Origin of the sequence: Mameliella sp. MMSF_3455 (assembly GCF_030733205.1) — a bacterium.
Classification (GTDB): Bacteria; Pseudomonadota; Alphaproteobacteria; order Rhodobacterales; family Rhodobacteraceae; genus Antarctobacter.
This window is the reverse complement of sequence record NZ_JASHJL010000002.1, coordinates 1-24,671: the sequence shown is the minus strand read 5'-3', so window position 1 is coordinate 24,671 and position 24,671 is coordinate 1. Positions and strand designations below refer to the sequence as shown.

The window sequence follows — 24,671 nt, the reverse complement described above, 5'->3', positions numbered from 1 at the left end:
ATCCCCCGAGTCGCGTCTGGAAATCATATATATTCACAAATCAGAATTTAAAAGGGGCTGCGCGCGTGCGCCAGCAAGCTGTGCGGCAGCGAGCCATGGGCCGTCGCGTCTCGCCCCGGCCCATGGCAGCCTTGAACTTATCCGGCCGAGATGCTTTCCGGCTTGGCCATCCACTCTTTCCCGCGCAACATGGCTTTCCAGTAGACCGGCGGCAGGATCTGTTCCTTCAGCAACCATGCGGCGCGCGTCGGCTTGGTGCCATCGATCACCCACTTGGGGAAGGAGGGCAGCAGCGCCCCGCCATAGCCGAACTCGGCCAGAACGATCTTGCCCTTCTCGACCGTCAACGGACAGGAGCCGTAGCCATTGTAGACCGCATGCGGGCTGAGGCCGCGGGTGTCCGCGACTATGTTCTCGGCCACCACGGGCGCCTGCATCCGCGCGGCTGCGGCGGTCTTGGCGTTGGGGGCATTCATGACGTCACCAAGGGACCAGATGTTGTCATAGGTCTTGTGCCGCAACGTGGCCTGGTCGACATCGACCCAGCCTGCTGCATCGGCCAAGGGCGAAACGCGGATGAAATCCGGTGCCACCTGTGGCGGACAGACATGCATCATGTCGAACGCGACCGTAACCTCGGTCGGGTCTGCGTCCGGTTTCGTCACCTTGAAAGTCGCCGTCTTGGCTGGGCCGTCCACGGCGATCAGGTTGTGAAAGAAGTTCAGCGTCGCATCGTACTTCCTGACGTAATCCATCAGCGCCGGAACATAGTCCTTGACCCCAAACAGCACTCCGCCCGCGTTCATGAACTGGATGTCGATGTCCTTCAGCCGCCCGGTCCGGAACCAGTGGTCGCCGGAAAGATACATCGCCTTTTGCGGCGCACCGGCGCATTTGATCGGCATCGGCGGTTGGGTGAAGAGCGCACGCCCTTCTCGCATCTTGCTGACAAGTTCCCAGGTGTAGGGCGCCAGGTCATAGCGGTAGTTTGAGGTCACGCCGTTCTTGCCCAGCGTGTCCACCAGCCCCTCTACCCCGTGCCAGTCCAGCTTTAGTCCCGGACAGACGATCAGCCTATCATATTTCACAACGCGGCAGCCATCGAGCACCACGGCGTTGTTTTCCGGCTCAAACGCGGCAACGGCGGACTTGATCCAGTGGACGCCCTGAGGGATCAGGCTGCCCATCGTGCGGGCCGTGGTCGCGGCCTCGAAGACGCCGCCGCCAACCATCGTCCAGCCGGGCTGGTAGTAGTGCACATCGGCCGGGTCCAGGATGGCGATGTCGAGACCCGGCTTGCGCGCCTTGAGGCTGGAGGCCACGGCGATCCCGGCCGCGCCGCCGCCCACGATGACGACATCGAACTTGGCGCCGCCCGTGTCCGTGGGGGTCTTGCCCCCGTTCACGATGCGCCGCACGACACCTGCCATGTCATAGCTGGCACCCTTGGTGGCGGCGAGGATCGTCGCGGGGGCCAGCGTATTCGCCTGGCTCAGCGACCAGAGCGTCGCTGACCGCGTGCCAGTTCGGCAGTAGGCAAAGACCGGGCCGGGCAACTCGCGCAGCAACTGGCCAAAGGCCTTGGCGTCCGCGTCCCGAACCTTGCCCGAGGTCACGGGCTGATAGCGAGCCTCCAGCCCCTTGGCCTTTGCCGCGTCGGCGATTTCGTCAAAGGTCGGTTGATCGGCACCCTCGCCATCCGGGCGGTTGCAGATGATGGCGCGATAGCCCGCATCGGCGATCTCTTGCAGGTGAACTGCGGCGATCTGGGGAGAGACGGTGATGTCGTCGGTGATCTTGCGGAATTCCAAGGCTTGCACCTCCTGCATGCGGGGAATCGGGTCATGCAAATTTATACATTCATTTATCAGAATGTTTAATGAGCGAAACGGTCGCAGGCCGAGGGCAGAAAACCGGCCCCATACCGCATAAAAACCGGGAGATGCTTCTCCCAAGGCACGAAAAATTGGTAAATTCGGTCGAACCGGCATGCGATTGGCATATTTTCGGGAAAATCCCCTGTCACACCGTTGTTACTCTCTACTCAGCCATAAGGCGAATAAACGGAACAGGGACACTCAAGATGAACGATAAGTTTGTCGTCGGATATGACGGCAGCGAGGCGGCGCGGCGTGCGCTGGACTTCGCGATGGAACGCGCCACGGCGCAGGGGGCGATGGTTGTGATCGCCCATGTGCTGGAATGGTCGCCCTATTCCTTCCTGACCCCGACCGAGTTGGAAGAGCGCCACATGCGCCGCAAGGAAGAACTGAACCGGGCCGAAAAATCGATCATCACCCCCGCCAAGACCGCGGTCGAGGGCAAGGGCGTGCCGGTCGAGACGGTTCTGCGCTATGGCCATATCGCCGACACGCTGTGCGAGATTGCCGAGAAAATGGAGGCGGCGCAGATCTTCATCGGTCGCAACGGGCATTCCCGTTTTGGCAGCCGGGTCTTTGGTTCCGTCGCCGGATCGCTGGTCCAGACCGCCCCGGTGCCCTGCACCATCGTCCCTTGAAGCGCCGTAGAACAGGACAACCGACATGAACAGATTGACACAACGTGCGGCGCTTGCCGCTGCGGCTTTTCTGCTTTTTGCGGGCGCTGCCGCCGCGCAGGAGCAGACCATCGACGAAAGAATCAACGCGATATTCAGCGGCGCTACCGGCTGGTTTGTGAGCTTTATCTTCAGCCCCTTTCCCGGCACCAGCTTTCCCTGGATCGTCGCCTGGCTGGTGATCGCGGCGACCGTTTTCACCATCTACTTCGGCTTCATCCAGTTCCGGGCCTTCCCCCATTCCATCGCGCTGGTCAAAGGCGACTATTCCGATCCCGATGACGCGGGCGAGGTCAGCCACTTCCAGGCGCTGGCCACGGCGCTGTCCGGCACGGTCGGCCTCGGCAACATCGCAGGGGTCGCGGTGGCCGTGGGCATCGGCGGCCCGGGGGCAACCTTCTGGATGATCCTCGCCGGCCTGATGGGCATGGCGTCGAAATTCACCGAATGTACGCTGGGCGTGAAATACCGAAACGAGTTCGCGGACGGCCATGTTTCGGGCGGCCCGATGTATTACCTGACCAAGGGCTTTGCCGAGCGCGGCCTGCCGGGCGGCGGTATCCTTGCGGTGCTCTTCTCGATCTTCTGCATCCTGGGGTCGCTGGGCGGCGGCAACATGTTCCAGGCCAACCAGGCGCACCAGGCCATCACGGGCGTCGTCGGAGAATATCCCGGCTTCATCACCGGTCTGGTGTTTGCGGCTATCGTCTTTGTCGTGATTATCGGCGGGCTGAAGTCCATCGCCTCGGTGACGGAAAAGGTCGTGCCCTTCATGGCGGTGATCTACGTCGGCACGGCGCTGATCATCCTGATCATGAACGCCGACATGATCGGCTGGGCCTTTGGCCAGATCTTTGCCGGTGCCTTTACCGGGCTGGGCGTCGCGGGCGGTATGGTCGGCGCGCTGATCCAGGGGTTCAAGCGGGCGGCCTTCTCGAACGAGGCGGGCGTCGGCTCGGCGGCCATCGCGCACTCTGCCGTGCGCACCAAGGAACCGATCACCGAGGGTTTCGTGTCCTTGCTGGAACCTTTCATCGACACGGTTGTGATCTGCACCATGACGGCGCTGGTGATCATCATCACCCAGCAGTTGATGATCGACGAGGCGACGGGCAATTACATGCTGAACGAGGCCGGGACCGCGATCAAGACGGTCGGCGATACCTCGGGCGTGGGTCTGACGGCGGCGGCCTTTGGCAGCACCTTCAGCTGGTTCCCGACGATCCTGGCGATTGCCGTGATCCTCTTTGCCTTCTCGACCATGATCAGCTGGTCCTATTACGGCCTGAAGGCCTGGACCTTCCTGTTCGGCGAGGGAAAGACCAAGGAACTGGTGTTCAAGGTGATCTTCTGCATCTTCGTGATTATCGGCGCCTCGGCCAGCCTTGGCCCGGTGATCGACTTCTCGGATGCGGCGATCTTTGCGATGGCGGTGGTCAACATCATTGGCCTCTACTTCCTGATGCCGATCGTCAAGCGCGAGGTGAACAGCTATCTCGACCGCCTGAAAACGGGTGAGATCAAGAAGTTCAAGCACTGACGTTAGTCGGACGAACGGAAAGGGGCCGCCCGATGGACGGCCCCTTTTCATTGGAGGTGACGGGGCGCTTCACGCCGTGGCGAACCCCTTGTCCAGGGCTGTCAGGATGGTGTCGATTTCACCTTCGGTGACGGTCAGCGGCGGCGACATCAGGATGTTGTGCATGCCAAGGCGAACCATTGCACCGGCCTCGTAGGCGGTCTGGTGGATGCGCTTCATCGTTTCCCCGTCCATCGGCGTTTGGGCCGCGCGGTCGCTGACGATCTCGATCCCGGTCATCAGCCCGTGGCCGCCGCGCACATCGCCGATGATGTCATGGCGTTCTGCCAGTTTGCACACACCGTCATACAGTTGCTTGCCACGTGCTGCCGCGTTGGTCTTGGTGTCCAGACGCAGGGTCTCTTCGAGGCAGGCTGTGACCGCCGCGGCGCCCACCGGGTGTGCGGAATAGGTGTAGCCGTGGTAGATCCCGCCATCGGCGCCCGCTTTTTCAAAGACCTCTGCCACCTTTCCCGACATCAGCGCCGCACCCACCGGGAAATAGCCAGAGGTGATGCCCTTGGCGGTGCTCATCATGTCGGGCTGCACTCCCCAGTGCCGCGCGCCTGACCAGTCGCCGGTGCGGCCAAAGCCGGTGATGACCTCGTCCGAGATCAGCAGGATGCCGTGGCGGTCGCAGACCTCGCGCATCAGCGGCATGAAACTGGCGTCCGGCACGATCACGCCGCCGGCGCCCTGGATCGGTTCCATGATGAAGGCGGCGATGGTGTCCGCGCCCTGGAACTGGATTTCGTCCTCCATCGCCTGCGCGATCAGCTGGGCCAGTTTCGCAGGGTCTGTTTCGTTGAACGGGTTGCGATAGGGATAGGGTGACGGCAGGTGGAAACAGCCGGGCAGGAGCGGCTCGTAGTTGATGCGGAAGCGGTTGTTGCCGTTGACGCTCGCGCCGCCGAAATGGGTGCCGTGATACCCTTTCTTCAGGCTGAGGAACTTGGTCCGCGTCGGTTCCCCGCGCAGGCGGTGATACTGCCGGGCCAGCCGCAGGCAGGTTTCCACGGAATCCGATCCGCCCGAGGTAAAGAACACCCGCTCCATCCCGTCGGGGGCAAAGAACTCCTGCACTGCGTAGGCGGCCTCGATCGCAGGCGGGTTCGAGGTGCCCGCAAAGGCCGAGTAATAGGGCAGGTCATAAAGCTGGTCCGCGATGGCCTGTTTAACCCGGTCGTTGGAATAGCCAAGGTTGACACACCACAGGCCCCCCACCGCGTCCACCGCGGTATGACCGTCGATGTCGGTAATGCTGCTGCCCTCGGCTCCCTTGATGATCTTGGGCGGGTTGGCCTGTGCGTCACCCGGGGCGCCCATCGGGTGCCAGAGCTGGCGGGCGTTGTTTTCCTTGAGAAAGTTCTCGTCCTTCATGGCGGCGACTCCGGCTGCGGGTTTTGATCAAATTGGCAGGGGCAGGGATAGCTGTCCAGTGGGTGGCTCGTCTTGGTGTCGTTGGGCGCGACACCCGCACGGTCCCCGATGCGCAAGAACCTGCCGTGTCCGGGTGGGGGAAATCAGACTGCCGCGCCGGGGCAAGCCCGCATAGCTTTGAACCGCGGGGCAACCCTGTCCCGGATTTTGATTGAGGAGATTACAATGCGTATCGCTTTGCTTTCGATGACAGCCCTTGTTGTCCTGGCCAATACTGTCGCGGCGGACACCCCGCCCTGCATACCCAAGGTCAGCCCTGGGCAACCGAAATGGACAACCTGTGTGCCGGACGAACTGCACGCTCCCAGCGGCCCCAAGACCGTGTCCGGCATGGGGCTGAGCGTCAAGAAATGATCGCTCGAACGGCCGTTCGCGGTCTGCCAAACGAAAAACGCCGCCCCGAGGGGCGGCGTCCTGTTCCGAAAGGCGAAAGGCTCAGAAGCCGAGGCCTTCGTATTTCTTCTTGAACTTCGACACGCGGCCGCCCTGGTCGAGCATGCGGCCCGTGCCGCCGGTCCAGGCCGGGTGCACGGTGGGGTCAATGTCGAGCACGAGCGTGTCGCCCTCTTTGCCCCAGGTCGAACGGGTCTGATACTCGGTCCCGTCGGTCATCTTGACGGTGATCAGGTGATAATCGGGGTGCAGGTTCTTTTTCATATCGCGGGCTCCTTAGGCGTCAGCGCCGGCGCTCTTGTTCTTGAGCGGCTTGTAGGTGGTGTCCTCTGCGATACGGGCCGACTTGCCGCGACGCGAACGCAGATAGTACATCTTGGCGCGGCGGACGCGGCCACGACGGACGACTTCGATCGACTCGATGTTGGTCGAGTACAGCGGGAACACACGTTCCACGCCTTCACCGAAAGAGATCTTGCGAACGGTGAACGAACCCGCGATGCCCTTGCCGTTCTTGCGGCTGATGCAGACGCCTTCGTAGTTCTGCACACGGGTGCGGGTGCCTTCGGTCACCTTGTAGCCGACGCGCACGGTGTCGCCGGGCTTGAAATCGGGAATGCTCTTCCCGAGCGAGGCAATCTGTTCCGCCTCGAGCTGTGCGATCAGATCCATCTGACCTTCTCCTATGTTCGTCGCGGTTTTCCCGCGGAGATGTCTGGGCAGTGCTTTCTCCCCGACGGGATAAAGATGACCAGCTGTTCTTTGTTCGGGGCTGCCCGTCGCCGGACAACAAGGTCAATCGGTGCCGAGTCGCCCCGGCACCGAAAGATGCGTGTCCTTACATGCGTGCGGGAGCTAAATCAAGGACCAAGACCCGCAGCCCGAGAACGCGATGCATTCAGGCGCTTTGCGCAAATTCCGCGTCGTGGGCTGCCGCGCCGTCCAGTCGGGCGCGGATGCTGTCGGGCAGGAAGCGGCGGCTGGAAATCCGGGGCAGGGCCATCTCGTGGATGAGGCGGTCTGCGCCGTTCAATTCCAGGTATTCCTGGTAGTTGGCAAAGGCGCTACGCCCGGCGTAATCGACATAGGTTTCTGCCGGGGCGCCTTCGGCCAGCAGCGCCTCGTGGGTCTCTGTCTCGACATGGTAGACGGTGACGGTATGGGGCATTTCCGCCGGATTGGCCCAGGTGATGCCGCGCCCGTTCACCAGGGCAGAGGCGTTGACCACATGCCCGTCCAGAACCATGCCGTGGTCGCCGGTGACCACGAGGTCGCGCAGGGGCAGTCCGCCGCCCAGAGCCCCGGCGTGGATCACGACCAGATGACCATCGGCCGGGCGCACCGGCTGGTGGCCGACCCAGCGCACCCGCGTGGTGCCGCCATCGGCCCGCAGGATCTCCTGACCGGCCGTCAGTGTTTCGACGGCGAAATCGCCGGTCGCGGTCGCGATCCGGGTGCCTGCTGCAAAGCAGTTGATCGTGCTGGCGGACGCCGTGGGCGAGGAAATGGGCTGCGTGACGGAGGTGCCGTGCAGCGACGAGAGGTCATCGATGCTGGAATCGAAGGGAATGTAGAAATCCCGGTCGTCCTGGAAAATGGCATATTCGTTGCCGTTGATCGTGATGGTGAAGGTGCTGAAGGAGAGCGTGTTGCTGCCCCACTGAAGGTAGTCGAAGCCTATGTTGACCTGGCCGTCATTGTTGCCGTCCACCACGGTCGTGTCCGAGGTGTAAAGCAAGTAACTCCCGGTTGGGGTGAGGGTCGAACCGGTGTCCGAGCCTCGGAAATACAGCATGTCGGTCGCTTGGAAGTTGGGCATTCGAGGTCACTCCTTTTGGGTACAATCTCTTTGGCACGAAGGCCTGTCTGATACGTGCGACAGGGCGCCCGCGGCAGGCGCTGCAAGTCGTTGACTAACGTGCGAGGCGGGACTCACACGGGGATGGTTTGATGTGCCGACGTTCTGTCAGGGGGTGGGACGGATGGGCACGCGAGCGTGTGCGGGGAGCCGTCCGGGGTCTTCAGGGTCGACGCGTGGGGCGCGTCAATGGCGCCGTTGCAGCACCTTCAGGGACATTGGTCCCCTGTGTGGCGAATGCGTCATGCGCTGGCCTGGTCTGGCAGTGCGGCCCGGCAATACCGGGCGGGACGGGGTGGGGCAGAAATCCCCTCCACGATGGTAAAACATGGACATGGCTAACCCGAAACAATCAAGTTTTCAGCAAGATAGCCAAAAGCCTCCGAAAGTGAATGCCGAATTAACCTGCCGTAGCGTCAAGGGTTTGGGCGTTCAACGTGTCGAACATTGCACCAGCGTGGTGCCGTTCATGGTCTGCGCGTTCAGGTTCGCGGTCAGGACAACCGCCACGAAGGGATTGCCCTGCGCATAGGACAGAGTATCGGCACAGTCGCCCAGTCCATTGTCGGCCTCGATGGTTATGACGGTGTCGCCATAGTGCTGGTGGGACAGCGACACTTCCAGCAACTCCGGATCCTCTTCGAAGTCCGGGGTGGTGATCCGAAAGCCCGCAATCTCGGGCCCCTGGAACCGCCATTCCACGGAGTGCTCCCAGGCAAGGGCCGGCACAGCGAGTAGGCAAAGGGCAAGGGTGGGGGCAAAGCGCATGACGGCTCTCCGAGACTGGACCGGGGTAGGCTGGCACGGGTCGTCCAACCTGTAAAGCGGTTCAGAGCGCCAGCTTGAAGCCGGTGTGGCTGCCCGAGAAGCCAAGGCTTTCATAGAACCGATGCGCCTCGGGACGGGCCGTGTCAGAGGTCAACTGGACAAGGGCGCACCCGCGGGTGCGACAGGTCTCGATTGCCCAGTCGAACATCTGCCGGCCAAGCCCCTCGCCCCGCGCCGCGCGGGCGATGCGCACGGATTCGATTTGCCCCCGCCAGGCGCCCTTGCGGGACAGCCCGGGCAGGAACGTGATCTGAAGGCAGCCCAGTATTTCCGTGTCTCGGACAGCTACGGCAAGCAGCTGGTTCGGGTCCGCGTCGATCCCGGCAAAGGCCGAGACATAGGCCTGGTTCAACGGCAGAGAAGCGTCCTCGCGCCCCGCGCCAAGGTCATCGTCGGCGAGCAGGGCGACGATGGCGGGCAGGTCCCCGGCGGTGGCGCGGCGAAAGCGGATCACTGGGTCAGTCGTCTTTTCCAAGATGGGCCTGCCAGAGATCCGGGCGGCGTTCCTGTGTCAACTTCTCGGATTCCGCCCGGCGCCAGGTCTCGACCGCGCCGTGATTGCCGGACAGCAGAACCGGCGGGATCGCCCGGCCCTGCCATTCGGCGGGGCGGGTGTATTGCGGATGCTCCAGCAACCCGTCGGAAAAGCTTTCCTCCTCGGCGGACTCGGCATTGCCCAGGACGCCGGGCAACAGCCGGACGATGGCATCCAGCATGACCTGCGCGGCAATCTCGCCGCCGGTCAGGACATAGTCGCCGATGGAGACCTCGGCGATGTTGAAATGGTCGATCACGCGCTGGTCCAACCCCTCGAACCGGCCGCAGATCATGGTGATACCGGGACGAGTGGCCAGGTCGCGCGCCATGCCCTGCGTGAACGGCCGGCCACGCGGCGACAGGTAGACCAGCGGCGCCCCCGCGTGCTGGGTGGCGCGCGCGGTCTCGATCGCGGCGCCCATGACATCGGGGCGCAGCACCATGCCAGCCCCACCGCCGGCGGGCGTATCATCGACGTTGCGGTGCTTGCCCTCGCCGAAGGCCCGCAGCGGAACGGTGTTCAATTGCCAGAGCCCGTCCTTTAGCGCCTTGCCGGTCAGGGACAGGCCAAGCGTTCCGGGAAAGGCCTCGGGAAACAGGGTGATGACCTGAGCGCGCCATGCGCGGGCCAGCTCTGCCTCCGGGTCCATCAGCTCGCGGGGCTTAAGCGTGGGGCGGATCGTCTTGCGTCCGTGGGATCGGGCCGGGGGGGACTTGTCTGTCATGGGTAAGGCTGTCCTGCTTTGACGCGCCCTTTAGCCCGAGCCGGGGGCATGGAGCAAGGATGTGGCTTGCTCTTAGAGATAGTCAGCCCGGTGCGGCGCGGCGACAAGGCCGCCCTGGGCGATGTCCCAGGCCGGACGCGGTCGAGGGGTGCGGCCTTCGAGCGGGACAAGGATGCATTGCGGGTCCGGCCAGCGGGCTTCGCGATTCAGCACGGCAAGCCCGTCCAGTTCCTCCGCAAGGGCGGGGGCACTGTCTCTGTCTGGAACATGGGCCAGTTCCTGTGTGCGGTAGATTCCGGCGTTGCAGTTGTCGATGATGCAGCGCACCTGTGCCAGAAAGTCCAGATCTCCGTCGATTTCGGCGTTCTGCAACTGTGCCTCCTCCGGCAGGCGGGCAAGGTAGGCCGCGACCGTTGCTCGATCACATTCGGGCTGGGTCACGCACCATAGGGCCGCGCTCCGCTGCGCCGGGTCGGTCGGATCATGGTCCAGCACGATTCGATGCCACAGATCCCTGTCCACCGTTCCGAGGCTGTGCAGCGCTTCTGTCAGTGTGCGGGGCCGAGGGCTGGCGGCGAACATCAGAGCGGTGGCCTGAAAGGCGGCATAGGCGCGGTCGTAGGCGACGCGGGCCTCGGCGATCCTTTCGATCTCTTCGCGCAGTTTCAGCACCACGTCGGGACGCTGGAACATCTGTGCAATGCGACCGGCCTCGCCGGGGTCTGCCTTCAGCAGGCGTTCCAGCTGGGTCAGTGCAATTGTCATGTCGCGCGAAAGCTCGGCAAGGTCCGTGACGTTCCAACTGTCCAGAATGCGCCCCAGAATACGTGCGATGGCGGTTTCGCGGGTCGGCGGGGCCTCGGGTTCGGCGCGCAGGTCCACGGCGGCGGCGAGCATATCGGCCAGTGCACGGCGTTGCTCCTCTGTCGAGGGCAGTTTGGCGGAACACCTGCGCAACGAGGCGCGACGCAGGAGCACAGGGCCGGACGGACGCGGGCGCGCCTTGCGTCCGCGCAACGAGGTCGTGAGCGCATAGAGGCTGCCTACGCCGCCGATAGCCAGGCCGATCGGTACGCCGATGGCAGAGGCCGGGAGCAGCGTGGCCAGAAAGGCCGGTCCGATGGCCACGCCTGCCAGTCCGAGTCGATACACGAATGCGTCCACGGTAATCCCTCAAATCCATTTCGAATGTGGCCAAAATTGGCCGAAAATTGCGGCTTGAAGGTGGCGCGCGACGGCCCAATTCGCCCACTTTCCGTAGGCGGACGGCGACATTACCGGGTATTCTGGCGGGCTGTCTTCAAGTCGTGGGCAATCCTGCCGGGCGTGGCGCGGATGCGGTCAAAATCCGATTGTAAACAGGGCCAAAGCGAGTCACGGATGCAGGTTGCCGTGGCGCGTTCGGCATCAACTATGGCACGATACGCGCAGCCGATGCAGGCCGGGTGGTCAGTCGAACAGGCCTTCGGGCGGATCGGCCACGATCCGGCCCGCGGTCAGGTCGACCGTCGGAACCGCCGCCAAGGTGAAGGGCAGAAGCACCGTACTGGACTTGCCCGGAACCTGAAGTTCCAGCAGATCGGTGGCACCGTGGTTCTGGACCGCGCGGACCTTGCCCAGTTCGACGCCGCCGGTGTCGAAAACCGGCAGGCCGATCAGGTCGGCGTGATAATATTCGTCGTCGGGAAGGTTGGGAAGCCGGTCGCGCGGCGCATAGAGGCGCGTGCCCTTGAGGGCATCGGCCTCTTCCTTGGTCCGGACACCGGACAGGTGAGCGGCAAAGCCGTTCTTGATTTCGCGGGTGATCTCGATGTCGAAGAGGCGCGCGCCATCTTCGGTGCTGAGCGGCGAATAATCGGCCACCGCCAGCGGGTCCGAGGTGAAACTCTTGAGGCGCACCTCGCCTTGGACGCCAAAGGCGCCCGCAATCGCGCCGACGCAGATCGTGTCAGTCATTGGGATATTCCGAAACAGACGCCATCACGGGCCTCGCCTCCCTTGTCCTCACAGCGATCATGCCATGTCAATTCGGAATAGAGAAACCCGGCGGTGAAGGCGATCACCAACAGGATGAAACTGCGCAACAGGCGAAACATGGGAAAAGGGGCAGGACGGCGGGGGTGGCCCGCCGTCCCGCTGAACGGAACTTATTCCGAGTCGGCGCCAGCCGCTGCAGCGGCTTTCTCTGCCTTCTCTTCAGCGCGTTCCTGGGCCTTCTTGCCCGGGGTGCCCTTCTTGGGGTTGTTGCGCTCTTTCTTCTCGATCACGCCGGCGGCTTCGAGGAAGCGCGACACGCGGTCGGTGGCCTGTGCGCCTTCGCCCAGCCAGTACTGGATGCGCTCGACGTCCATCTTGACGCGCTCTTCGCTGTCCTTGGGCAGGAGCGGGTTGTAGGTGCCCAGCTTCTCGATGAAGCGGCCGTCGCGCGGCATGCGGCTGTCGGCGGCCACGATGCGGTAGAAGGGACGCTTTTTCGAGCCGCCGCGGGCGAGACGAATCTTGACTGCCATTTGTTTTCTCCTTTGTCGAATGGCTGAAGACGGGCAGGGCCGTCTTACGTCTGGTGTTGCTTGTGGTGCTGGATGACTTCCTGAATGACGAAATTCAGGAATTTCTTGGCGAACTCCGGGTCGAGGTCGGCCTGGGTCGCAAGATCCTGAAGCCGCGCGATCTGTTTTTCCTCGCGCGCGGGGTCGGATGGGGGAAGCTCGTGCTGCGCCTTGAGGACGCCCACGGCCTGAGTGTGCTTGAACCGTTCGGCCAGCGTGAACACAAGGATCGCGTCGAGCCGGTCGATGCTGTCGCGATGTTCCTTCAGCAATTCCGCTGCGCGGGTGACTGGATCGGTCATTGTGCGGTCCTTTCGGGCAAAACGGGGCAGGTCAGGTCAGTCAACGGCCCAGCCTTTCGGTTTGAACAGCGGATCCTGGTAATGCGCGATTTCCATCGCGACGCCATGACCGATCTGGCCGCGCAGATCCTCCTGCGAAGGGTGGCGATAGACCGCGTCGTTGCCGTCGATCGAAGGGGCGTCGGCATCCTTCTTGCAACCCAGGCGCTCGGCAAGTCGGATCGAGTCCAGGTTCTTGGGGTCGATGTAGCTGACGGCGCTTTCCCACCCCAGGTCATGATAGAAATACCGCCGCACCCTGTCGGTTGCCTCCAGCGCATAGCCCTTGCCGGCCTTGTCGGGCCAGATGATCCAGGCGATCTCGCGCTCTGGCCATTTCGCCGGGAACCAGCCACCGGCCATGCCCACGGTTTCTGATGTCTCGCGCAGGTGGATCATCCACATGCCGAACCCGCGGATTTCCCAATGGCCGATCTCGGCGGCATAGAGCATCCAGGTCTCGTAGGCATTCAGTGGCCCGCCCATGAACCGCGACCGGTAGGAGGCGAAGGTGGCCTTGAAGTCGGGATAATCCTGGGGCGCCGGCCCGCGCAGGATCAGCCTTTCGGTTTCCAGGACAGGGATGTCGCGATGACCCATCAGGCGGCCTCCTTGTCATGGCGGAAGACAAGGGTACCGTCGGACAGCGCGGCCTCTGCCTCGGCGTCGCGGCGGGCGGCAAGCCGGGTCATCAAGCTGATGCAGCGGTCGTTTTCGGGGGCGACATAGGACACGATGCTGTCCCAATTCAGTGCCTCGAAGGCATGGGCGCGCACTGCTGCGACCGCCTCGGTGGCATAGCCGTGGCCCTCGGCCTCGGCGGTCAGGAAGATGCCCAGCTCGGGCTCGGGGTCTTCGTATTCATAGCCGATCAGCGCAAATCCCGCCGAGGGCGTGGTGTTTGCGTCGATGGTCCAGAGCCCGAATCCGTGCAGCAGCCAGCAGGCGCAATAGTTGGTAAAATCCGCCCAGGCGCTGGCGCGGGTCATCGGGCCGCCCATATGGATCGCACGGTCGGAACAGAGGATCGTGGCGTAGGCGTCGAAGTCATAGATCCGCGGACCGCGCAATTGCAGGCGCCGTGTGTCGAGCACCGGCAGCCGACCACCCAGTCGGGCCGCGACGCGGGCCCCGGGCCCCGGGATGTGGCGTTCGCAAGGGGCGATCATGGCTGCCCCCCGGTGTGGCGCCAGACTTCGGCCGGATGTCCCAGCAGTGCGGTGAACCGTTCCTTATGCGCACCAAGCCGTTCGGCAACCCGGCGCGAGCGCATGTTGTCGGGGTGGATGTAGGAAATCAGCGGACCGAGGCCGCGCTCTGCCGCAGCCCAATCCCGCACGCATGCCGCGGCTTCCGTGGCATAGCCTCTGCCCTCGAAACCGTCGAAGACATGCCAGCCCAGTTCGGGTTCGTCCCACATGACGTGATTGACGAGGCCGACGCGACCGACCATTTCACCCTGGTGCTCGACCATGAAGAAACCGTAGCCGCGCAGTGCCCAGTGACCGAAGCCCGAGAGAAACCCGCGCCACTGATCGAATTCGTCCGCAACCGGCCCGCCCACGAAACGGGCGCGCGCGGAGGCCATGAAACGGGCCACGACCGGAAAATCCTCTTCGCGCGGCGTGCGCAGGATCAGGCGGTCCGTTGTCAGTGAAATGGCCGGGATCATGCCAGCGCCTCCGGTCCGGGGTGGCGCCAGAGGTCGTCCTCGCCCATGTTCTCATTGTGGTAGGTGCGTTCGTAAACGGCCCCCAACCGTGTGGCCAACGCGGCGGACCGGGTGTTGCCGGGAACGATGTTTGACGTCAACGTGGTAAAGCCCAGGTCCTCGTAGGCCCAGCGGCGGGCGCGTTCGGCGGCCTCGCGCGCGATGCCCTTGCCTTCGAATCCGTCGAAAACCACCCAGCCCAATTCCGGTTCGGGCCAGGTTTCAGGGTTCCAGATGCCGCAGATCCCGGCGGGTTCGCCGGTCTCTTTCACCTCGACCACGAAATAGCCGTAGCCGTGCCAGTGCCAGTGGCCGACGTTCAAGGTGAACCAACGCCAGGCATCGCCGCGCTGGGGGATGTGGCCAAAGCCGTCGGCGCGCACAGGGTCCTGCAGGAAGGCGATGACCGCCTCGGCGTCGCGTTTTTCCGGTCCGCGCAGGATCAGGCGGTCTGTCTCGAGGCGGGGGGCATTGGTCAGGCTCATGCGTAGGCCTCCGGGCTGCCGTCCGTATCCGGCGCATGGCGGTACACGATGGTGTCTTCTGCGGTTTCGCCCGCGGGCAGCGGCGCATCCGGGTCGTGGGTCGCACCAAGACGCCGCGCCAGCGCGATCGAGCGGCTGTTGTCCGGCGCAATATAGGACACCAGCGTCCGCATTCCCTGCGCCCAAGCCCAGATCAGCACGGCCATCGCGGCCTCTTGGGCATAGCCCTTGCCCTCACCGGTCTCCAGCAAGGTCCAGCCGAGTTCACACTCGGGGAAATGCGGCGGCTTGTTCAGCCCGATCTGACCGACAAATTGGCCGTCCCGGGTTTCGATCCCCCACGCACCGTGCCCCATGAGGTCCCACATCGCCACCTCGGACGCCAGCCAGCGCCAAGCCTGCACGCGCGGCATCGGGCCACCCATGAACCGCGCGCGCTCGGTCCCGAACAGATCACAAAGCTGTTCGAGATCGCCCATCGTATGGGCGCGCAGCGTCAGGCGCGGGGTATGCAGGGTCGGGGCGGGCACGGCTTATTTCTTCTTGCCCAATCCGGAAAGGCCGGGGGGCAGCGCCCCACCTCCAAAACCGGGCAGACCGCCCTTGGCGCCCATCTGCTTGGCCGCGGCCTCCAGCGCCTTGGGGTCCATGCCCTGGGCCATTTCGGGCGGCAGGCCGCCCTTGCCGCCGAACATGCCGCGCATGGCCTGTTTCAGCATGCCGCCTTTGCCCATCTTGCCCATCTTCTTCATCATGTCGGACATCTGGCGCTGCATTTTCAGCAGCTTGTTGAGGTCGGCAACCTCCATGCCCGCGCCCTTGGCGATGCGTTTCTTGCGGCTGGCCTGCAGGATCTGCGGGTTGGCGCGTTCTTTCTTCGTCATCGACTGGATCAGCGCGATCTGCTGGCGCAGCATCTTGTCGTCGATGCCCGCGCCGTCCATCTGCTTGGCCATCTTGCCCATGCCGGGCATCATGGACATCATGCCCTCCATGCCGCCCATCTTGATCATCTGTTCCAGCTGCATTTTGAGGTCGTTCATGTTGAACTGACCCTTCTGGAAGCGCTTCATCATGCGCTCGGCCTGTTCGGCCTCGAGCGTCTGTTGCGCTTTTTCGACCAGCGCGACGATGTCGCCCATGCCCAGGATCCGGCCCGCGACCCGGTCCGGCTCGAAGGTTTCGAGCGCGTCCATCTTTTCGCCAAGGCCGACGAACTTGATCGGCTTGCCGGTCACGGCGCGCATCGACAGGGCGGCGCCGCCGCGGCCGTCGCCGTCCATCCGGGTCAGGACGACACCGGTGATGCCGATGCGGTTGTCGAAGTTTTCCGCCGTGTGCACCGCGTCCTGACCGGTCAGGCCGTCGACCACGAGGATCGTTTCACGCGGGTTGGCAACGTCACGGACCGCCTCGACCTGGGCCATCAGCTCTTCGTCGATGGACAGGCGCCCGGCGGTGTCCAGCATGTAGACGTCATAGCCACCAAGGCCCGCCTGCGTCTTGGCGCGTTTGGCGATGGCGACCGGATTCTCACCCTTGACGATGGGCAGCGTGTCGACGCCGATCTGCTGGCCAAGAATGGCCAGCTGTTCCATCGCCGCCGGGCGGTTGACGTCGAGAGAGGCCATCAGGACCTTCTTGCCGTCCCGCTCTTTCAGGCGCTTGGCGAGCTTGGCGGTGGTGGTCGTCTTGCCGCCGCCCTGCAGGCCGACCATCAGGATCGGCGCGGGCGGGCTGTCGATGCGCAGCTTGCCCGGCTCACCATCCTCGCCGGCCAGGACGGCGATCAGCTCGTCATGGACGATCTTGACGACCTGCTGGCCGGGTGTGACGGACTTGGTGACGGCGGCGCCGGTGGCCTTCTTCTCGACCGCCTTGATGAACTGGCGCGCCACGGGCAGCGAAACGTCGGCCTCCAACAGGGCCACGCGAACCTCGCGCAGCGCGGTGCGGACGTCATCCTCGGAGAGGGCGCCCTGCTTGGTCAGACGATCGAAGACGCCGCCGAGGCGTTCGGAGAGATTTTCGAACATGGGGCGCAGGGCCTCCTTTTCCTTCGTATTGCGCCTTTCAAGTTAAGGGCGCGCGGCGTGCATCACAATCGGATGGGTCAAAGCGCGAGAGCCCCCGTGGGCGCAACGCGCTGACGGAGGGCGATCCCGGGCAAACCCCAAGGGACCGGAAGGCCATAGGACTCCCGGAGATGGAGCGCTGTTAGGGGAGACGGAGGCGTGAGTCAATATCCCGCAGATCAAGGGCCAAATGGTCACGTTGCCGAAAGGGAGGGGAATATGGCAACGAGCGCGGAACATCGCCCACAGCACAAAAAAGCCGCTTCGACATGCCCGCCACTTATCAGGTCTATCCGCGTCTGAACATCGTCCTGGTCCTGTTCCGGGGAGAGATTACCGTGAATCAGAACATGGAAACCTTGCTGCGATACCGGTCGGATCCGTTGTTCGACGGCGGACAACATACGTTGCTGGATGTCATGGACTGCCAGTTCCCGGATGACTTTTTCGCCGAGACCGCGCGGCTGGCGCATCGGCTGAGCGCCTATCACGAGGCGCGCGACCCGCGGGCGCGCACCTCCATCTTTGCGCCGGGCAAGGTGAATTATGGCATCTGTCGTCTGTACCGGGATGCGGTCAAGGCCCAGAGGCCCTATCCGCTGGAGGTGTTCCGCGACCCCACGGACGCGCTGCTATACGCAGAGCTGGATCCGGGGGATCGCGAGGTTCAGGGACTGCTCGGACGGAGCACGCTGACGGCCGCGTCGTCCTGATCAGGCCGCGAGACGCGACAGGTCTTCCTCGGCGCGGGCTTTCGATGCCTCTGGGTCGATCATCTGGCGGTCCGATCGGACAACCTGGACGTCGGTGATGCCGATGAAGCCCAGGACATGACGCAACCACGGGGTTGCAAAGTCGATCGGCCCATCGACCTCGGTGCCGCCCGAGGCAACCGCGATGATGGCGCGCTTGCCGGTCATCAGGCCCTCGGGGCCTTCTTCGGTATAGCGGAAGGTGATGCCGGCCCGGGCGATCTGGTCAAACCAGGCCTTGAAGCCCGACGGAACGCCGAAATTGTAGATCGGCAGCGCGATCACCAGCGTGTCTGCGGCGCGCAGTTCCTCGATCAGCGCGTCGGACAGCGCAAGGCGGGCGCGCTGGTCCGGGGTGCGGTCGCCCTCAGGGGTTCCGTTGGCCTCCAGCCAGCCAGTGTCGATCTGGGGTACGTTTTCCACCAGATCGCGCGAGACGACGGTGGCGGGATTCAGGCGCGAGATCACTTGGTCGGCCAACTGGCGGCTGACGGAATCCGTGACGCGGGCAGAGGCGTCGATGCGGAGAACGGTATCGGTCATGTGTCGGGTCCTTTCCAGGAGCGTTGAATTGGATGACCGATAACTTGACCATTGCATTTGTGAACGCAATGTCGCATCAAGCGCAAGTAATGTGCGCAAATGCGCAGTCTGCCAAGCGAGGTGCATATGGACAACTGGGATGAGATCCGCACGGCCTACCAGGTCGCGCGCCTGGGCACGGTCAGCGGCGCCGCAGAGGTGCTGGGCGTGCACCATGCCACGGTGATCCGCCATATCGACGCGCTGGAGGGGCGGCTGGGTGTCAAGCTGTTCCAGCGACATGCGCGCGGCTATACGGCGACCGAGGCAGGCCATGACCTGATGCGGGTGGCGCAGACCACCGACGACCAGTTGCAGCAGCTGGAGGGTCGCATCAAGGGGCGCGGCAACGAGGTGGCGGGCGATCTGCTGGTCACGTCGCTGGTGGCCTTCGCTCCCCTGTTGGTCCCGGCGCTGACCAGTTTCCGCGCGCAATACCCGGATGTGATCGTGCGTTTTCTGACCGACGACCGGGTGTTCCGGCTGGAATACGGCGAGGCGCATGTGGCGCTGCGCGCCGGTCCCGCGCCGCAGGAGCCCGACAACGTGGTGCAGAGCTTTGCCCGCCAGGACATCGCGCTGTACGCGCATCGCGACTACATCGACCGGCACGGGATGCCCGAGGGCGAAGACGATCTCAAGGATCATTTCTTCGTCTCCCATGACGATCCCGAAAGCCGCGCGCCCTTTGCGCGCTGGCTGCGCGGGCATGTGCCGGCGGACAACGTTGTCTTCCGCAGTACGGATACCCGTGTGCTCGAGGCCGCGGTGGCCGAGGGCGCGGGGATCGGCTTCATGGGTACGCGCGAGGCCGCGCTGCGTCCGGAACTGGTGCAGGTCATGCCCCCGCGCGAGGAATGGGCCTCGCCCCTATGGCTGGTGACGCATGTCGATCTCCACCGGACCGCCAAGGTCCAGGCCTTCCTGTCGCATCTCAAGGCCTTCGCCGGAGAGGGATCGGCCCGATGAGCGAGGCGGGGCGCGGGCACCTCGCCATGCTGGGCTTTGCCATGCTGGTTTCGGGGTCGTTTTCGCTGGGGGCAATGGCGGCCCCCTTCATCGAGCCCGAGGTTCTGAACGCGGTGCGGTTCCTGTTGGCCGGCGCGGTGCTCTGGGGATGGGCGCTGGCGACGGGCAAGGTGACGCGAGCGGTCTTTGACGCGCCCTGGCGGTATTTTGTCTTGGCGGGGCTCTTCGTCGTCTATTTCGTGACCATGTTCGAGGGTCTCAAGACGGCGGCCCCGGTCAGCATGGCGGCGGTCTTTACACTGAACCCGGCCCTGACGGCGATCTTTGGCTACCTGGTCGTGCAGCAGATCACCACGGCCCGCATGGCGCTGGCCATCGTCATCGGCGGGATCGGCGCGCTCTGGGTGATCTTCGATGCCGACGTGGCGGCCCTGATGCGGTTCGAGGTCGGGCGGGGCGAGGCGATCTACTTCTGGGGCTGCGTCGCGCATGCCCTCTACGCGCCGATGCTGCGCAAGCTGAGCCGCGGGGAATCCGGTATCGCCTTCAACGCGGGCATCCTGACCGCCGGGTCGGTGATCCTGTGCATCTGGGCCGGGCCGGACCTGCTGGCGATGGACTGGGGCGCGTTGCCGATGATCGTGTGGTGGACGATCCTCTACGTCGCACTGGCGGCGACCGGCGTGACCTTCCTGATCCTGCGGTACGCGGCCCTGCGGCTGCCGGCGGCCAAGGTCATGGCCTACACTTATATCGTGCCGTCCTGCGTGATCCTGTGGGAACTGGTGCTGGGGCGGGGCGTGCCGACGGCGATGGTCCTGCCGGGCGTGGCGCTGACCGCCTTCTCGCTGTTGCTGCTGCTCAAGGACGAGGAAAAGCCCGAGGAGGCGACCGCGGCCTGAGGCGCCCCTGTTGTGATGGCCTCAGGGTTTGCCATCGGGCGCCGGGGCCAACTCCTGTTCCAGGAACCGTTCGAAACCGTCCAGATCGAACTGGTCGAACTGGCCGAAGGCCTGCATCCAGATGCTGGCCTCACGCAGGGCGTCCGGTTCCAGCTTGCACCATTTGACCCGTCCCCGCTTTTCCTGGCTGATGAGGCCGGCGCGGGTCAGGATGACGAGGTGTTTTGAAATCGCGGCCAGTGACATCTCGAACGGGTGGGCGACATCGGTCACTGCCATGTCGTCCTCCAGCAGCATCGACAGGATACGGCGGCGCGTCGGATCGGCAAGCGCGGCAAAGACGGTATCAAGCCGGTCGCTCATCTTGTCCCGGCACGGAAAAAAGCCGCCACGGTCGGCTGTCTGTTGCAAGGGACGGGATTGGCGTACATGGGGCGGTCCTGAGCGGTTTGCGTCGGTTTGGGCGGGTCCTGACGAAAACTCAACCGAAAAGTTGAATTTGCATTTGCAGCATGTTTGCCGCCGGAACGGGCTGCGGCGGAATGACCGTCGTGCAAGGGTGTCGAATTTTAATGTTTTAAAGCAGCTGCTTATGTCGCGTCGGCCCACTCTGCCATGCATGTTGACTCAACGCGCGTCCCGGCATAGCACCATGCCAACCCTGACCGGAGCCATCTGCACCGTGAGCGACCCCGACCCCAAGCGTAAGCTGGATGACCTGGACGCCAAGCTGAGCGCCTACAAGGCGGGACGCAAAGTGGAGAAGGCCCATCAGGAGGAACACTACTCGCAGGCCAATATCGCCTGGCGGATGGTGACGGAAATGGTGGCCGGTCTGGGGATCGGGTTCGGGATCGGATACGGCCTCGACGCTCTCCTGGGCACCACGCCGTTGCTGATGGTGGTGTTCTCATTGCTGGGCATCGCTGCGGGCATCAACGTGATGCTGCGGACGGCGAAAGAGGTCCAGGCGAAACAGGGTTCCGGACCGCAGTCCGGAACAGGCCCCGAGCGGGCCAAGGCGGACCGCCCCGACGGGGGCACGAACGACAGCGCCCGGTTGACCGGAGCGGATGAGGGGAAAAGAGATGGCGACTGAAAGCGCAGAAACGGCAGACGGCGGCCTGGTGTTCCACCCGATGGACCAGTTCATCGTCAAGCCGCTGTTCGGCCACGGCGAAGTGGGCATGTTCACCATCACCAACGTGACGCTCTGGCTGTTCCTGGCCATCGTCGCCGTTGTCCTGATGATGGTTGTCGGCACCTCCAAGCGCGCGATCGTGCCGTCGCGATCGCAGTCGGTGGCCGAACTGGCCTACGGCTTCGTCTACAAGATGGTCGAGGACGTGACCGGCAAGGACGGGCTGAAGTACTTCCCCTACATCATGACCCTGTTCATGTTCATCGTTTTCGCCAACTTCCTTGGCCTGATCCCGATGAGCTTCACCACCACCTCGCATTTCGCCGTTACCGTCGTTCTGGCGCTCTCGGTCTTCCTGACCGTGACCGTGCTGGGCTTCGTCAAGAACGGCGCCGGTTTCCTGAGCCTCTTCTGGGTGTCCAGCGCGCCGCTGGCGCTGCGCCCGGTCCTGGCCCTGATCGAATTGATCTCGTACTTCGTGCGTCCGGTCAGCCACTCCATTCGTCTTGCGGGCAACGTCATGGCAGGCCACGCCGTGATCAAGGTCTTCGCGGGCTTTGCCGCCATCGCTGCAATCAGCCCGCTGTCGGTGGTCGCGATCACCGCGATGTACGGGCTGGAGATCCTGGTGTCCTTCATCCAGGCCTATGTCTTCACGATCCTGACCTGCGTCTACCTCAAGGACGCATTGCACCCGCATCACTGACGCAGCGGCGGGGTGAGCCCCGCCCTACGCAAAGAACACCTCGATACAGAAACTTCCAATCGTAAGGAGATACACAATGGAAGGTCTCAACTTCATCGGCGCCGGTCTCGCAGCAATCGGTTCGGGCGCAGCCGCCATCGGTGTGGGCAACGTTGCCGGCAACTTCCTGGCAGGCGCCCTGCGCAACCCTTCGGCAGCTGCTTCGCAGACCGCCACCCTCTTCATCGGCATCGCATTCGCAGAAGCACTGGGCATCTTCTCGTTCCTGGTCTCGCTGCTGCTGATGTTCGCCGTCTGATCCACGGAACTTAACGATCCTTACGCGCGGGCGGTCAGGCACGCCTGACCGCCCGATGTAGAGACAAGTTCCGACGGAGGACAACATGGCGACCGAAACTCACGGGGCCGAAGCCGCAAGCACCTGCGTTGACGCCGGCGGCAGCGCCGTCGGGATGCCGCAGCTCTGCGGTGACTGGATCGGCAACCAGGTCTTCTGGCTGGTGATCACGCTGGTCGTGATCTACTTTGTGCTGGCCCGCATCGCCCTGCCGCGGATCGCGGCCGTTCTGGCGGAACGCCAGGGGACGATCACCAACGACATCGCCGCTGCCGAAGATCTCAAGCGCAAGGCAGAAGAAGCCGAAGCCGCTTATGACAAGGCGCTTGCCGATGCACGGGCCGAGGCCCAGACCATCGCGCAAAAGGCGCGTGACGACATCAAGGCCGACCTCGACGTCGCAATGGAAAAGGCCGACGCGGAAATTGCGGCCAAGGCTGCCGAGTCGGAGAAGGCCATCGCCGAGATCCGCGACAGCGCCCTTGCCAATGTCGAAGTCGTGGCCAAGGACACCGCAGGCGCCATCGTGGCGGCCCTGGGGGCATCCGCCGACGACGCCAAGATCGCCGCTGCGGTCGACGCGCAGTTGAAAGGGTAAGGTCATGAAGAAACTCATCCTTCCCGCCATCGCCGCACTGGCCGCGACACCGGCTGCCGCTGCTTCGGGTCCGTTCTTTTCGCTGGGCAACACCGATTTCGTGGTGCTGCTGGGCTTCCTTCTGTTCATCGCTGTCCTGGTCTATTTCAAGGTGCCGGGTCTGCTGATGGGTCTGCTGGACAAGCGGGCCGAGGGCATCCAGGACGAACTGGACGAAGCGCGCAAGCTGCGCGAAGAAGCGCAGTCGCTGCTGGCCAGCTACGAGCGCAAGCAGCGCGAAGTGCAGGGTCAGGCCGACCGTATCGTCGCCCATGCCAAGCAGGAGGCCGAACTGGCCGCCGAGCAGGCCAAGGCCGACATCCAGGCTTCGATCGCCCGCCGTCTGCAGGCTGCCGAAGGCCAGATCGCCTCGGCCGAGGCGGCTGCCGTCAAGGAAGTGCGCGACCGTGCCGCTGCCGTGGCCGTTGCCGCCGCGCGCAACGTGGTGGCCGAGCAGATGACCGCCGACAGCGCGGGCAAGCTGATCGACGACGCGATCGCAGACGTGAGCGCCAAGCTCCACTGATCGCGTCCCGAGGGACAGTGACGAGGCCCGGCCAGAGTGCCGGGCCTTGCGCGTTGAAGGCCCCGTCGGGGCCCAATCGCCGGAACAGGCGGCAAGACCGGTCCGCGAGAGAAATCGCGGCCGAACCAGGACAGAGGTTGAGGCGTGGCACATATCATCGTTGTGGGTAACGAAAAGGGAGGCGCGGGCAAGTCGACGATCTCGATGCATGTCGCGACGGCGCTGGCGCGCATGGAACATCGGGTCTGGACGCTGGACCTGGACCTGCGGCAGCAAAGCCTGGGGCGCTACCTGGCCAACCGCCGTGCCTGGCTCAAGAAGGAAGAGCGTGACCTGCCGGTGCCGGGATACATGGCCTTGCCAGAGGCCGATCCCACGGCGCTTGCCGCCGGTGAACAGGCCGCCGACAACCGTCTCAGCCGTGCCGTGGCCGAGCTGGAGCCCAAGTCGGATTTCATCATCATCGACTGTCCCGGCGCTTACACACGGCTGGCGCAGGTGGCGCATTCGCTGGCCGATACGCTGGTGACGCCCCTGAACGACAGTTTCGTGGATTTCGACCTGCTCGCACGGATCGAGGGCGATGGCGAAACCATTGCCGGGCCGTCGGTCTATGCCGAGATGGTCTGGTCGGCGCGGCAACTGCGGGCGCAGGCCGGGTTGAAGCCGATGGACTGGATCGTGTTGCGCAACCGGATCGGTGCCCAGCAGATGATCAACAAGGCCAAGATGGAAAAGGCGGTCGCGACCCTGTCGAAACGCATTGGCTTTCGCGTGGCGCCCGGGTTTTCGGAACGGGTGGTGTTCCGTGAATTGTTCCCGCGCGGCCTGACCTTGCTCGACCTGCGGGACATTGGCGTGCGCAGCCTGAGCCTGTCGAACATCGCCGCCCGGCAAGAGGTGCGCGACCTCATAAAGTCGCTGAAACTTCCGGACGTCACGGTCAATTTCTAGGCCACTGCGTTGGGAGCCGCATAGACTTTTGTTTCTTTGGGCCTGAAATACCTCCGGGGGTCCGGGGGCAGAGCCCCCGGCGCCGCC

Annotated in this window: 33 protein-coding genes; 12 read left to right on the top strand and 21 right to left on the bottom strand. The window is 64.0% G+C overall.

The annotated features are described in order from the left end of the window. Positions 1 to 137 precede the first annotated feature (137 nt). Positions 138 to 1,829 (bottom strand): bifunctional protein tyrosine phosphatase family protein/NAD(P)/FAD-dependent oxidoreductase, encoded by a 1,692-nt coding sequence (locus RBB42_RS01310; RefSeq protein ID WP_371931721.1) that lies wholly within the window; start codon positions 1,827 to 1,829, stop codon positions 138 to 140. Between the two features lie 254 nt (positions 1,830 to 2,083). On the opposite strand from RBB42_RS01310, the gene RBB42_RS01305 reads away from it, so the two are divergent. Together RBB42_RS01305 and RBB42_RS01300 are read left to right on the top strand one after the other, a co-directional pair. Continuing rightward, positions 2,084 to 2,518 (top strand): universal stress protein, encoded by a 435-nt coding sequence (locus RBB42_RS01305; RefSeq protein WP_305967990.1) that lies wholly within the window; start codon positions 2,084 to 2,086, stop codon positions 2,516 to 2,518. A 25-nt stretch (positions 2,519 to 2,543) separates the two neighbouring features. Beyond that, positions 2,544 to 4,097, top strand: coding sequence for an alanine/glycine:cation symporter family protein (locus RBB42_RS01300; protein WP_305967991.1), 1,554 nt, complete (start codon positions 2,544 to 2,546; stop codon positions 4,095 to 4,097). Positions 4,098 to 4,166: 69 nt separating this feature from the next. Here the strand turns inward: RBB42_RS01300 and RBB42_RS01295 are convergent, their stop codons facing one another. Then, positions 4,167 to 5,516, bottom strand: a complete 1,350-nt coding sequence (locus tag RBB42_RS01295; RefSeq protein ID WP_305967992.1) for an aminotransferase class III-fold pyridoxal phosphate-dependent enzyme — start codon at positions 5,514 to 5,516, stop codon at positions 4,167 to 4,169. A gap of 225 nt (positions 5,517 to 5,741) precedes the next feature. On the opposite strand from RBB42_RS01295, the gene RBB42_RS01290 reads away from it, so the two are divergent. Next, positions 5,742 to 5,930, top strand: a complete 189-nt coding sequence (locus RBB42_RS01290; protein WP_305967993.1) for a hypothetical protein — start codon at positions 5,742 to 5,744, stop codon at positions 5,928 to 5,930. An 81-nt stretch (positions 5,931 to 6,011) separates the two neighbouring features. On the opposite strand, the gene rpmE is transcribed toward RBB42_RS01290, so the two are convergent. The 17 genes from rpmE to ffh form a co-directional block, all read right to left on the bottom strand. Then, positions 6,012 to 6,233 (bottom strand): 50S ribosomal protein L31, encoded by a 222-nt coding sequence (gene rpmE / locus RBB42_RS01285; RefSeq protein WP_043140792.1) that lies wholly within the window; start codon positions 6,231 to 6,233, stop codon positions 6,012 to 6,014. 12 nt (positions 6,234 to 6,245) lie between these two features. Further along, positions 6,246 to 6,641 (bottom strand): 50S ribosomal protein L19, encoded by a 396-nt coding sequence (gene rplS / locus RBB42_RS01280; protein ID WP_305967994.1) that lies wholly within the window; start codon positions 6,639 to 6,641, stop codon positions 6,246 to 6,248. A 226-nt stretch (positions 6,642 to 6,867) separates the two neighbouring features. Continuing rightward, positions 6,868 to 7,788, bottom strand: a complete 921-nt coding sequence (locus RBB42_RS01275; protein ID WP_305967995.1) for a Hint domain-containing protein — start codon at positions 7,786 to 7,788, stop codon at positions 6,868 to 6,870. Positions 7,789 to 8,259: 471 nt separating this feature from the next. Next, positions 8,260 to 8,595: a hypothetical protein gene (locus tag RBB42_RS01270; RefSeq protein ID WP_305967996.1), complete on the bottom strand. Its 336-nt coding sequence runs from the start codon at positions 8,593 to 8,595 to the stop codon at positions 8,260 to 8,262. Between the two features lie 61 nt (positions 8,596 to 8,656). Beyond that, positions 8,657 to 9,109, bottom strand: coding sequence for a GNAT family N-acetyltransferase (locus tag RBB42_RS01265; protein WP_306043491.1), 453 nt, complete (start codon positions 9,107 to 9,109; stop codon positions 8,657 to 8,659). Positions 9,110 to 9,113: 4 nt separating this feature from the next. Further along, entirely contained in the window at positions 9,114 to 9,917 is an 804-nt protein-coding gene (trmD, locus tag RBB42_RS01260) for a tRNA (guanosine(37)-N1)-methyltransferase TrmD (protein WP_305967998.1), read from the bottom strand. A 72-nt stretch (positions 9,918 to 9,989) separates the two neighbouring features. Then, entirely contained in the window at positions 9,990 to 11,069 is a 1,080-nt protein-coding gene (locus RBB42_RS01255) for a hypothetical protein (RefSeq protein ID WP_305967999.1), read from the bottom strand. Positions 11,070 to 11,366: 297 nt separating this feature from the next. Further along, the gene (gene rimM / locus RBB42_RS01250; protein WP_305968000.1) at positions 11,367 to 11,873 is read right to left on the bottom strand and encodes a ribosome maturation factor RimM; all 507 of its coding nucleotides are present in this window, start codon (positions 11,871 to 11,873) and stop codon (positions 11,367 to 11,369) included. Beyond that, on the bottom strand, positions 11,870 to 12,013 hold the full coding sequence (locus tag RBB42_RS01245) for a hypothetical protein (protein WP_305968001.1): 144 nt from the start codon (positions 12,011 to 12,013) through the stop codon (positions 11,870 to 11,872). Before RBB42_RS01245 ends, rimM begins: the two co-directional genes overlap by 4 nt. A gap of 51 nt (positions 12,014 to 12,064) precedes the next feature. After that, complete coding sequence (gene rpsP / locus RBB42_RS01240) at positions 12,065 to 12,427, bottom strand: 30S ribosomal protein S16 (protein ID WP_305968002.1); 363 nt, start codon at positions 12,425 to 12,427, stop codon at positions 12,065 to 12,067. Between the two features lie 44 nt (positions 12,428 to 12,471). Next, complete coding sequence (locus RBB42_RS01235) at positions 12,472 to 12,768, bottom strand: chorismate mutase (protein ID WP_305968003.1); 297 nt, start codon at positions 12,766 to 12,768, stop codon at positions 12,472 to 12,474. Between the two features lie 36 nt (positions 12,769 to 12,804). Continuing rightward, positions 12,805 to 13,407, bottom strand: coding sequence for a GNAT family N-acetyltransferase (locus RBB42_RS01230; RefSeq protein WP_305968004.1), 603 nt, complete (start codon positions 13,405 to 13,407; stop codon positions 12,805 to 12,807). Continuing rightward, the gene (locus RBB42_RS01225) at positions 13,407 to 13,976 is read right to left on the bottom strand and encodes a GNAT family N-acetyltransferase (RefSeq protein WP_305968005.1); all 570 of its coding nucleotides are present in this window, start codon (positions 13,974 to 13,976) and stop codon (positions 13,407 to 13,409) included. Before RBB42_RS01225 ends, RBB42_RS01230 begins: the two co-directional genes overlap by 1 nt. Next, positions 13,973 to 14,479 carry a GNAT family N-acetyltransferase gene (locus RBB42_RS01220; RefSeq protein ID WP_305968006.1) on the bottom strand — a complete coding sequence of 169 codons (507 nt, stop codon included), beginning with the start codon at positions 14,477 to 14,479 and terminating at the stop codon, positions 13,973 to 13,975. The genes RBB42_RS01225 and RBB42_RS01220 overlap by 4 nt, the downstream gene beginning before the upstream one ends. Then, positions 14,476 to 15,003 (bottom strand): GNAT family N-acetyltransferase, encoded by a 528-nt coding sequence (locus tag RBB42_RS01215; RefSeq protein WP_305968007.1) that lies wholly within the window; start codon positions 15,001 to 15,003, stop codon positions 14,476 to 14,478. Before RBB42_RS01215 ends, RBB42_RS01220 begins: the two co-directional genes overlap by 4 nt. Next, entirely contained in the window at positions 15,000 to 15,533 is a 534-nt protein-coding gene (locus RBB42_RS01210; RefSeq protein ID WP_305968008.1) for a GNAT family N-acetyltransferase, read from the bottom strand. The genes RBB42_RS01215 and RBB42_RS01210 overlap by 4 nt, the downstream gene beginning before the upstream one ends. 3 nt (positions 15,534 to 15,536) lie before the next feature. Further along, positions 15,537 to 17,039 (bottom strand): signal recognition particle protein, encoded by a 1,503-nt coding sequence (ffh, locus tag RBB42_RS01205; protein WP_305968009.1) that lies wholly within the window; start codon positions 17,037 to 17,039, stop codon positions 15,537 to 15,539. A 308-nt stretch (positions 17,040 to 17,347) separates the two neighbouring features. Between ffh and RBB42_RS01200 the strand changes: the two genes are divergently transcribed. Next, on the top strand, positions 17,348 to 17,791 hold the full coding sequence (locus RBB42_RS01200; protein ID WP_305968010.1) for a hypothetical protein: 444 nt from the start codon (positions 17,348 to 17,350) through the stop codon (positions 17,789 to 17,791). On the opposite strand, the gene RBB42_RS01195 is transcribed toward RBB42_RS01200, so the two are convergent. Beyond that, the gene (locus RBB42_RS01195) at positions 17,792 to 18,373 is read right to left on the bottom strand and encodes an FMN-dependent NADH-azoreductase (protein WP_305968011.1); all 582 of its coding nucleotides are present in this window, start codon (positions 18,371 to 18,373) and stop codon (positions 17,792 to 17,794) included. 126 nt (positions 18,374 to 18,499) lie between these two features. Between RBB42_RS01195 and RBB42_RS01190 the strand changes: the two genes are divergently transcribed. Both RBB42_RS01190 and RBB42_RS01185 read left to right on the top strand, forming a co-directional pair. Further along, positions 18,500 to 19,381, top strand: coding sequence for a LysR family transcriptional regulator (locus RBB42_RS01190; protein ID WP_305968012.1), 882 nt, complete (start codon positions 18,500 to 18,502; stop codon positions 19,379 to 19,381). Then, the gene (locus tag RBB42_RS01185; RefSeq protein WP_305968013.1) at positions 19,378 to 20,283 is read left to right on the top strand and encodes a DMT family transporter; all 906 of its coding nucleotides are present in this window, start codon (positions 19,378 to 19,380) and stop codon (positions 20,281 to 20,283) included. Before RBB42_RS01190 ends, RBB42_RS01185 begins: the two co-directional genes overlap by 4 nt. Positions 20,284 to 20,304: 21 nt before the next feature. Here the strand turns inward: RBB42_RS01185 and RBB42_RS01180 are convergent, their stop codons facing one another. Then, positions 20,305 to 20,646: an ArsR/SmtB family transcription factor gene (locus tag RBB42_RS01180; protein WP_305968014.1), complete on the bottom strand. Its 342-nt coding sequence runs from the start codon at positions 20,644 to 20,646 to the stop codon at positions 20,305 to 20,307. 289 nt (positions 20,647 to 20,935) lie between these two features. Here RBB42_RS01180 and RBB42_RS01175 point away from each other — a divergent pair, with 289 nt between their 5' ends. The 6 genes from RBB42_RS01175 (at position 20,936) to RBB42_RS01150 (ending at position 24,584) form a co-directional block, all read left to right on the top strand. Beyond that, on the top strand, positions 20,936 to 21,382 hold the full coding sequence (locus tag RBB42_RS01175) for an AtpZ/AtpI family protein (protein ID WP_371932216.1): 447 nt from the start codon (positions 20,936 to 20,938) through the stop codon (positions 21,380 to 21,382). Next, positions 21,372 to 22,130 (top strand): F0F1 ATP synthase subunit A, encoded by a 759-nt coding sequence (locus RBB42_RS01170; protein WP_305968016.1) that lies wholly within the window; start codon positions 21,372 to 21,374, stop codon positions 22,128 to 22,130. Before RBB42_RS01175 ends, RBB42_RS01170 begins: the two co-directional genes overlap by 11 nt. Positions 22,131 to 22,206: 76 nt before the next feature. Further along, positions 22,207 to 22,428 (top strand): F0F1 ATP synthase subunit C, encoded by a 222-nt coding sequence (locus RBB42_RS01165; RefSeq protein WP_043140840.1) that lies wholly within the window; start codon positions 22,207 to 22,209, stop codon positions 22,426 to 22,428. Positions 22,429 to 22,513: 85 nt separating this feature from the next. Beyond that, positions 22,514 to 23,065, top strand: coding sequence for a F0F1 ATP synthase subunit B' (locus RBB42_RS01160; protein ID WP_305968017.1), 552 nt, complete (start codon positions 22,514 to 22,516; stop codon positions 23,063 to 23,065). A 4-nt stretch (positions 23,066 to 23,069) separates the two neighbouring features. After that, the gene (locus RBB42_RS01155; RefSeq protein ID WP_305968018.1) at positions 23,070 to 23,630 is read left to right on the top strand and encodes a F0F1 ATP synthase subunit B; all 561 of its coding nucleotides are present in this window, start codon (positions 23,070 to 23,072) and stop codon (positions 23,628 to 23,630) included. A gap of 144 nt (positions 23,631 to 23,774) precedes the next feature. Continuing rightward, positions 23,775 to 24,584, top strand: coding sequence for a division plane positioning ATPase MipZ (locus tag RBB42_RS01150; RefSeq protein ID WP_305968019.1), 810 nt, complete (start codon positions 23,775 to 23,777; stop codon positions 24,582 to 24,584). Positions 24,585 to 24,671: the final 87 nt, after the last annotated feature.

Excerpts from the sequence above, each read along its gene's own strand:
- RBB42_RS01310 (WP_371931721.1), bottom strand. The coding sequence starts at position 1,829 with ATGCAGGAGGTGCAAGCCTTGGAATTCCGCAAGATCACCGACGACATC.
- RBB42_RS01305 (WP_305967990.1), top strand. The coding sequence starts at position 2,084 with ATGAACGATAAGTTTGTCGTCGGATATGACGGCAGCGAGGCGGCGCGG.
- RBB42_RS01300 (WP_305967991.1), top strand. The coding sequence starts at position 2,544 with ATGAACAGATTGACACAACGTGCGGCGCTTGCCGCTGCGGCTTTTCTG.
- RBB42_RS01295 (WP_305967992.1), bottom strand. The coding sequence starts at position 5,516 with ATGAAGGACGAGAACTTTCTCAAGGAAAACAACGCCCGCCAGCTCTGG.
- RBB42_RS01290 (WP_305967993.1), top strand. The coding sequence starts at position 5,742 with ATGCGTATCGCTTTGCTTTCGATGACAGCCCTTGTTGTCCTGGCCAAT.
- rpmE (WP_043140792.1), bottom strand. The coding sequence starts at position 6,233 with ATGAAAAAGAACCTGCACCCCGATTATCACCTGATCACCGTCAAGATG.
- rplS (WP_305967994.1), bottom strand. The coding sequence starts at position 6,641 with ATGGATCTGATCGCACAGCTCGAGGCGGAACAGATTGCCTCGCTCGGG.
- RBB42_RS01275 (WP_305967995.1), bottom strand. The coding sequence starts at position 7,788 with ATGCCCAACTTCCAAGCGACCGACATGCTGTATTTCCGAGGCTCGGAC.
- RBB42_RS01270 (WP_305967996.1), bottom strand. The coding sequence starts at position 8,595 with ATGCGCTTTGCCCCCACCCTTGCCCTTTGCCTACTCGCTGTGCCGGCC.
- trmD (WP_305967998.1), bottom strand. The coding sequence starts at position 9,917 with ATGACAGACAAGTCCCCCCCGGCCCGATCCCACGGACGCAAGACGATC.
- rimM (WP_305968000.1), bottom strand. The coding sequence starts at position 11,873 with ATGACTGACACGATCTGCGTCGGCGCGATTGCGGGCGCCTTTGGCGTC.
- RBB42_RS01245 (WP_305968001.1), bottom strand. The coding sequence starts at position 12,013 with ATGTTTCGCCTGTTGCGCAGTTTCATCCTGTTGGTGATCGCCTTCACC.
- rpsP (WP_305968002.1), bottom strand. The coding sequence starts at position 12,427 with ATGGCAGTCAAGATTCGTCTCGCCCGCGGCGGCTCGAAAAAGCGTCCC.
- RBB42_RS01235 (WP_305968003.1), bottom strand. The coding sequence starts at position 12,768 with ATGACCGATCCAGTCACCCGCGCAGCGGAATTGCTGAAGGAACATCGC.
- RBB42_RS01230 (WP_305968004.1), bottom strand. The coding sequence starts at position 13,407 with ATGGGTCATCGCGACATCCCTGTCCTGGAAACCGAAAGGCTGATCCTG.
- RBB42_RS01225 (WP_305968005.1), bottom strand. The coding sequence starts at position 13,976 with ATGATCGCCCCTTGCGAACGCCACATCCCGGGGCCCGGGGCCCGCGTC.
- RBB42_RS01220 (WP_305968006.1), bottom strand. The coding sequence starts at position 14,479 with ATGATCCCGGCCATTTCACTGACAACGGACCGCCTGATCCTGCGCACG.
- RBB42_RS01215 (WP_305968007.1), bottom strand. The coding sequence starts at position 15,003 with ATGAGCCTGACCAATGCCCCCCGCCTCGAGACAGACCGCCTGATCCTG.
- ffh (WP_305968009.1), bottom strand. The coding sequence starts at position 17,039 with ATGTTCGAAAATCTCTCCGAACGCCTCGGCGGCGTCTTCGATCGTCTG.
- RBB42_RS01200 (WP_305968010.1), top strand. The coding sequence starts at position 17,348 with ATGCCCGCCACTTATCAGGTCTATCCGCGTCTGAACATCGTCCTGGTC.
- RBB42_RS01195 (WP_305968011.1), bottom strand. The coding sequence starts at position 18,373 with ATGACCGATACCGTTCTCCGCATCGACGCCTCTGCCCGCGTCACGGAT.
- RBB42_RS01190 (WP_305968012.1), top strand. The coding sequence starts at position 18,500 with ATGGACAACTGGGATGAGATCCGCACGGCCTACCAGGTCGCGCGCCTG.
- RBB42_RS01185 (WP_305968013.1), top strand. The coding sequence starts at position 19,378 with ATGAGCGAGGCGGGGCGCGGGCACCTCGCCATGCTGGGCTTTGCCATG.
- RBB42_RS01180 (WP_305968014.1), bottom strand. The coding sequence starts at position 20,646 with ATGAGCGACCGGCTTGATACCGTCTTTGCCGCGCTTGCCGATCCGACG.
- RBB42_RS01175 (WP_371932216.1), top strand. The coding sequence starts at position 20,936 with ATGCCAACCCTGACCGGAGCCATCTGCACCGTGAGCGACCCCGACCCC.
- RBB42_RS01170 (WP_305968016.1), top strand. The coding sequence starts at position 21,372 with ATGGCGACTGAAAGCGCAGAAACGGCAGACGGCGGCCTGGTGTTCCAC.
- RBB42_RS01165 (WP_043140840.1), top strand. The coding sequence starts at position 22,207 with ATGGAAGGTCTCAACTTCATCGGCGCCGGTCTCGCAGCAATCGGTTCG.
- RBB42_RS01160 (WP_305968017.1), top strand. The coding sequence starts at position 22,514 with ATGGCGACCGAAACTCACGGGGCCGAAGCCGCAAGCACCTGCGTTGAC.
- RBB42_RS01155 (WP_305968018.1), top strand. The coding sequence starts at position 23,070 with ATGAAGAAACTCATCCTTCCCGCCATCGCCGCACTGGCCGCGACACCG.